Raw genomic sequence first — 6,588 nt, forward strand, 5'->3', positions numbered from 1 at the left:
CCCGGCCGGAGTAGTCGATGGCCAAACGTTGGTCGGGTTATCTGATTTTGGGGATGTGGCTGCTCAACCTGCTGCATCTCTATCTGGGACTCTCCCCCTGGCCTGCGGCCATGGCGGCCTGGGGGGCGTCACTGCTCACCTGGCCCTGGTTGGTGGGTGCCGCCAAACGGCAGGCGCTGGCCTTGTATGGTGCCGCCCTGCTGCTGTTGATCTTCTCCTGGTGGCAGGGCGCGACCCTCAGCGCCGGTGACTGGCTGCTGCCCAACATCAATATGCTCACCATGTTTGCCGCGGTGAGCACCCTCAACCTCGCCACCTCGGGTCTCTTGACCGGCACCACCTCCTGGACTGGGCGTAAAGGTCTGTGGAGCACCATGGCCAGCCTCAATCTGCTTGGGGCGGTCATCAACCTCTCGGTGCTCTTTATCATCGGCGATCGGCTGGAGCGCAATGGCACCCTGGAACGGCGTCAGGTGATGGTACTGAGCCGGATCTTCTGTGCCGCCGCCTTCTGGTCACCCTTCTTTGTCGCCATGGCGGTGGCGCTCACCTATGCGCCGGGTTTGCAGCTCTCCCATATTCTGCCGTTCGGGATCCTCGCCGCCTTGCTGGCGATGGGGCTGACCGCCTGGCAGGTGGAGCGGATCGGAGTGGCCGACTTTGCCGGTTATCCGCTGCGGTTGCAGACTCTGGGGTTGCCGGTCACGCTGGCGTTGCTGGTACTGCTCATCAAGCAGATCTGGCCCCAGCTCGGCATTCTGGCGGTGATCGCGCTGGTGGCCCCGCTGCTGGCGCTGCTCTTTATGCCGAGGGTTGGGCGCAAGGCGGCCCTCAAGCGGCAGGTGGTGGAGCGCTTCCCCGCCATCGGCGGTCAGCTGGTGCTGTTTCTGGGGGCCGGTTTGCTGGCGGCAGGCATCAACAGTGCGTTGTCGGTCATCGATCTCGGTGCCGGTCACGGCTTGCCGCTGTTCAATCACTTTGGCTGGCTTGAGGCATCCCTCACTCTGCTATTGATTTTGCTGGTGGCCATCGTCGGGGTGCATCCGCTTATCAGTATCTCCGGGCTGGCGCCGCTACTCTGGCCGCTGGCGCCGGATCCCAGCCTGCTCGGCATGTGTTTCCTGCTGGGATGGGGGCTTGCCACCGGCACCAGTCCGCTCTCCGGATCCAATCTGGCGCTGGCCTCCCGTTACAACCTCAGTGCCGGGCTGATCCTGCGCTGGAACCTGCTCTACGGCCTGCTGATGTATGTGGTCGCCTGTCTGTTGCTGGGGGCTTATATCGCCTTGCATGGATAACGGCGATTCCGTCGAGAGGGTGCAAATGATGCGCGGGCGGCGGGGTCTTTTACGCACGGTTCAGTGTGTTGTCGCGGCTCGGGCGCAGGATGCGAGAAAAATAGACGCATATTTAGACAATACATCTATGGAAGGCGCATTTTACAGCGCACTGGCTTGTTTGTGCCGATGCGCTCGGGGTATGCTGGCTTCACGCGCTTGAATCGCCCTCTGTGGGGCATCGCAATTGAACAAACAGGTATGCATATGTCACTAGAAGTCCTTGAGCAACTCGAATCCAAAGTACAATCCGCCGTCGACAACATCTCCCTGCTGAAGATGGAGCTGGACGAGCTGAAAGAGCAGAACAGCAAGCTGCAAGACGAGAACCATCAGCTGCGCAACGAGCACACTGCATGGCAGGAGCGTCTGCGTGCCCTGCTGGGCAAGATGGATCAGATGGGCGAAACCATCTAATTCATCGCCTTCAGGCAGAATTGAAAACGGGCCGCTCCATGAGCGGCCCGTCTGTTTTTGGCAGGGCGGGGATTACAGCGCCAGCAGTTGCTTGACTGTCTTCTCGATGCCGTCTGCCGCTTCGACTATGTTGTTGGCCAGCATGTAGGCGGGGGTGGAGATCACCTTGCGCTCCTTATCCACCACGAATTCGTTGACCGGGCAGTTGAGATGGCTGCCACCCATCGCCTCGATGGCGTTGGCGGTACCCTCGTCATGGCCGATGGTCGCCAGCGTCCCGGCACCATAGATCAGTGGGATCATGGCGGGCGCGATGCAGATATAGGCGGCTGGTTTGTTGGCTTTGGTAAAGCTCTGGCACGCTTTCAGCACATCGGGCTGGATCTGGCACTCGGCTCCTTTGATAGCAAAGTCACACAGGTTTTTGGCCGCGCCAAAGCCGCCGGGCACCAGCAGCGCGTCGTAATCGGCCGCATCCAGCTCGGCCACATCCTTTATCTGGCCACGGCAGATGCGGGCCGCTTCGACCAGTACATTGCGGCTCTCTCCCTCGCTCACTTCACCAGTCAGGTGGTTGATGACATGGAGCTGCGCCACGTTCGGGGCGAAGCACTGGACGGCGGCTCCCTGACGGGCCAACGCCAGCAGGCTGATGACGGCCTCGTGGATTTCGGCCCCGTCAAAGACACCGCAGCCACTCAAAATCACGGCCACTTTTTTCATGGCAAACTCCTCGTTGTTGAAAATGTGAGCCAGGATGGATTGTTGTACTTTTGTATGGTTATCGCTCGCCCTCCGCTGGTCAAGTCATCTTGCTGTGCTAGGATTGTTTCGTTTTGGATCCTGCCGTACCTACTCCCTTAAATCTTTTTCCACATTGATCGAGATCATTCTAACTGTCTTGCGATCGGTTTTTACGATCTCAGCTCATTGTTTTTAATGAGTTTTTATATTTTTATGCACAGTTTTATCACTGTGCACCCTGATGCGCCCCATTTTTGAACACAGAGTTATCCACAGATTGAGTCCCTTTATCAGGCGCTGTGTGCTGTTGCTGCGCCCCTTGGTGTGAGGGGGGGCCTGTGGCATCCTAGCGGCTGTTTATCTCTGGCAGGACGATTTCATGGCCCCTAGCAACCCCCTTATTCTGGTCGACGGCTCCTCTTATCTTTACCGCGCCTTTTTCGCCTCCCAGCAGGCCGATCTGCGCACATCGACCGGTTTGCCGAGCGGCGCCGTCCGTGTCATGGCCAACATGATGCGCAGCCTGCGCAAGCAATATCCTGACTGTCATGTGGCCGTGGTGTTTGATGCCAAGGGCAAGACCTTCCGCGACGACATCTATCCCGAGTACAAGGCGACCCGTGCCAGCATGCCGGACGATCTGCGCAGCCAGGTCGCCCCGATCCATCAGATGATCAAGGCGATGGGCTTCCCCTTCCTGATGGTGGAAGGGGTCGAGGCCGATGACGTGATCGGCACCCTGGCCCGCCAGGCGACCGAGAAGCAGCTGCCGGTGTTGATCAGTACCGGTGACAAGGACATGGCACAGCTGGTCTCCGACCATGTCACCCTGATCGACACCATGAAAGATGTGAAGACCGATCGGGAAGGGGTGATCGAGAAGTTTGGCGTACCGCCCGAGCTCATCATCGACTATCTGGCCCTGATGGGGGACAAGGTCGACAACATTCCCGGCATGACCGGTGTCGGCGAGAAGACCGCACTGGCCCTGCTACAGGGGATTGGCAGCATCGACGAGATTGCCGCCAACCTCGACAAGGTAGCCGCGCTCGGCTTCCGTGGCTCCAAGGCGTTCGCCGACAAGTTCCGCGAGCAGGAGGAGCAGGTTCGTCTCTCCTATCGACTGGCGACCATCAAGACTGATGTCGAGCTGGAACAGAGTCTGGAAGAGCTGTTGCTCAAGCCGGTCGACAAGGAGTCCCTGCTGGCGGTCTATCGCGAATATGAGCTGCGCAACCTGATCAAGGAGCTGGAATCGGGTGGTGAAGAGGGCAGCGAGAGCGCCGGACAGGGCGACGCTGGCGATGACAACACCACTCCGGTTGCCGCCATCGAAACCGACTACCGCTGCATTCTGGACGAAGCCGAGTTTGACGGCTGGCTGGAACAGCTGAAAGCGGCACCGCTGTTTGCCTTCGATACCGAAACCACCAGTCTCGATTACATGGAGGCGCGGATCGTCGGCGTCTCCTTCGCGGTTGAGCCGGGCAAGGCTGCTTATGTGCCGTTTGGCCACGACTATCTCGGGGCACCGGCACAGTTGAGCGAAGCCGTGGTGTTGGGCAAGCTCAAGCCGCTGCTGGAAGATCCGACCCGTCTCAAGGTGGGGCAGAATCTCAAGTACGATCGCAACGTGCTGCTCAACCATGACATCGACCTACAGGGCATCGCCTACGACACCATGCTCGAGTCCTACGTGCTCAACTCCACCGCCAGCCGCCACGACATGGATTCGTTGGCCAAGCGTTATCTCGGAGTCGAGACCATCTCGTTTGAAGATATCGCAGGCAAAGGGGTGAAACAGCTCACCTTCAACCAGATCGAGCTGGAGCAGGCCGCCCCATATGCGGCGGAAGATGCCGATATCACCCTGCGTCTTCATCAGGCGCTGTGGGGTCAGCTGGAGGCTGTGCCGGGTCTCGCCAAGGTATTCAGCGAGATCGAGCTGCCGCTGTTACCGGTACTAGCGCGGATGGAGTTGCTCGGCACCACCATCGATCCCAAGCTGCTGCACCAGCAGAGCCAGGAGATCGAGCTGCGGTTGGCGGAGCTGGAGAAGCAGGCCCATGAGCTGGCCGGGCAGGAGTTCAACCTCTCCTCGCCCAAGCAGCTGGGGGAGATCCTCTTCACCAAGCTTGGCCTGCCGATCATCAAAAAGACTCCGAAGGGGGCACCGTCCACTGCGGAAGAGGTGCTGGCCGAGCTGGCGGAGACCTATGAGCTGCCGCAACTGCTGATGGAGCATCGCGGTCTGGCCAAGCTCAAGTCCACCTACACCGACAAGTTGCCGCTGATGATCAAGCCCCGGACCGGGCGGGTACACACCTCCTATCATCAGGCGGTAGCGGCTACGGGCCGTTTGTCATCATCTGATCCCAACCTGCAGAACATCCCGGTGCGCAACGAGCAGGGGCGCCGGATCCGTCAGGCCTTCATCCCGAGCGCCGGTTACAAGCTGGTGGCGGCGGACTACTCCCAGATCGAGCTGCGCATTATGGCGCACCTCTCCGGTGACAAGGGGCTGCTGACCGCCTTTGCCGAGGGCAAGGACATCCACAAGGCGACTGCCGCCGAGGTGTTCGGCGTGGCGCTCGATGCGGTCACCACCGATATGCGCCGCAGTGCCAAGGCGATCAACTTCGGCCTCATCTATGGCATGAGTGCCTTCGGTCTGGCCAAGCAGTTGGGGATCGGTCGTGCCGAAGCGCAGAAGTACATGGATCTCTACTTCGAACGCTACCCGGGCGTGCTGGAGTATATGGAGCGCACCCGCCTGCAGGCGGAAGCTCAGGGTTATGTCGAGACCCTGTTTGGCCGTCGCCTCTATCTGCCGGATATCAAGTCCCGCAACGCCGGTCTGCGCAAGGCTGCCGAACGGGCCGCCATCAACGCCCCGATGCAGGGCACGGCCGCCGATATCATCAAGCGCGCCATGATCAACGTGGACAGCTGGATCCGCGGTATCGAGGATGAGTCGATCCGCATGCTGATGCAGGTACACGATGAACTGGTGTTCGAGATCCGCGAAGAGAAGCTGGAGGAGTACACCGCCATCATCAAGGAGAAGATGTCGGCCGCTGCCGAACTGGATGTGCCGCTGGTGGTGGAGGCGGGCACCGGCGACAACTGGGATCAGGCTCACTGATTTCCGGTCAGCCGTTTTGCACGGTTATATAGCTATATAAGAAGCGAAGCCCGGCATTATGCCGGGCTTCCTGTTTCTGCCTGCCCTATGAGGTCTCTTGCAGATACTCATCCTTGAGCAGCACATAGTTGTCGGCCGAGGTCTTGAGGAAGGCGACCTCGGCCGGCTTGAGCGGGCGAGCCTGTTTGACGGGATTACCTATATATAGAAAGCCTGACTCGAGTCGCTTGCCTGGCGGCACCAGACTGCCGGCTCCGATCATCACATCATCTTCGACCACGACGCCATCAAGCAGAATGGCACCCATGCCGACCAGCACCCGGTTGCCGATGGTGCAGCCGTGCAACATCGCCTTGTGACCCACAGTGACATCTTCACCGATCAGCAGCGGATAGCCGGTCGGATTGCTGGCGCTCTTGCGAGTCAGGTGCAGCACAGTGCCATCCTGAATATTGCTGCGGGCGCCGATGTGGATATGGTTCACATCCCCCCGTGCCGCCACCATGGGCCAGATGCTGGCATCATCGGCCAGCTCGATATCGCCCACCAGTGTCGCGCAGGGATCTACATATACCCGTTTGCCCAGTTGCGGGCGTGTTCCCTTATAGGGTCTCAGTCGCAAGTCCATCTTGGCCTCCTTGTTTTCGGCCATTCTAGCAACCTGAAGGCTGTTTCTGTGGATAAGTTTGTATAAAAGCTGTGGTCGGATATGAATAACTAAAAAAGTGCTGTTTTTTGCAATTTTATTGCAGATAAGGGGTTGCCAGAAAGAATCTGTTCCCTATAATGCGCCTCCATCGACAGGGCAAGCGGCAACGCAGAAAGCCAAGTCGGTAACCTCGAAAAGCCTTTGAAAATAAGGCTTGACTCGAGAAGGCGGTTGAGTAGAATTCCACTCCCGCAGCAACACACTGTTGCGTCGCTCTTTAACAATTTGAATCAAGC

5 protein-coding genes are annotated in these 6,588 nt (G+C 59.1%); 3 read left to right on the forward strand and 2 right to left on the reverse strand.

The features are described 5' to 3' along the window. The first annotated feature begins 17 nt into the window (after nt 1-17). Nucleotides 18-1,298, forward strand: a complete 1,281-nt coding sequence (locus tag AB5Y67_RS20130) for a hypothetical protein (RefSeq protein WP_199428535.1) — start codon at nt 18-20, stop codon at nt 1,296-1,298. Between the two features lie 246 nt (nt 1,299-1,544). Beyond that, on the forward strand, nt 1,545-1,754 hold the full coding sequence (locus tag AB5Y67_RS20135) for a cell division protein ZapB (RefSeq protein ID WP_005339554.1): 210 nt from the start codon (nt 1,545-1,547) through the stop codon (nt 1,752-1,754). A 72-nt stretch (nt 1,755-1,826) separates the two neighbouring features. Here AB5Y67_RS20135 and elbB read toward each other — a convergent pair whose 3' ends face one another. Beyond that, a complete protein-coding gene (gene elbB / locus AB5Y67_RS20140; RefSeq protein WP_150390084.1) occupies nt 1,827-2,477 on the reverse strand; it encodes an isoprenoid biosynthesis glyoxalase ElbB in 651 nt (216 codons plus the stop codon). A gap of 400 nt (nt 2,478-2,877) precedes the next feature. Here elbB and polA point away from each other — a divergent pair, with 400 nt between their 5' ends. Beyond that, nucleotides 2,878-5,643, forward strand: a complete 2,766-nt coding sequence (gene polA / locus AB5Y67_RS20145) for a DNA polymerase I (protein WP_199428534.1) — start codon at nt 2,878-2,880, stop codon at nt 5,641-5,643. Nucleotides 5,644-5,728: 85 nt separating this feature from the next. On the opposite strand, the gene AB5Y67_RS20150 is transcribed toward polA, so the two are convergent. Then, nucleotides 5,729-6,271 (reverse strand): gamma carbonic anhydrase family protein, encoded by a 543-nt coding sequence (locus AB5Y67_RS20150; RefSeq protein WP_064340089.1) that lies wholly within the window; start codon nt 6,269-6,271, stop codon nt 5,729-5,731. Nucleotides 6,272-6,588: the final 317 nt, after the last annotated feature.

Origin of the sequence: Aeromonas sp. s12 (assembly GCF_040907925.1) — a bacterium.
GTDB classification, from domain to species: domain Bacteria; phylum Pseudomonadota; class Gammaproteobacteria; order Enterobacterales; family Aeromonadaceae; genus Aeromonas; species Aeromonas veronii.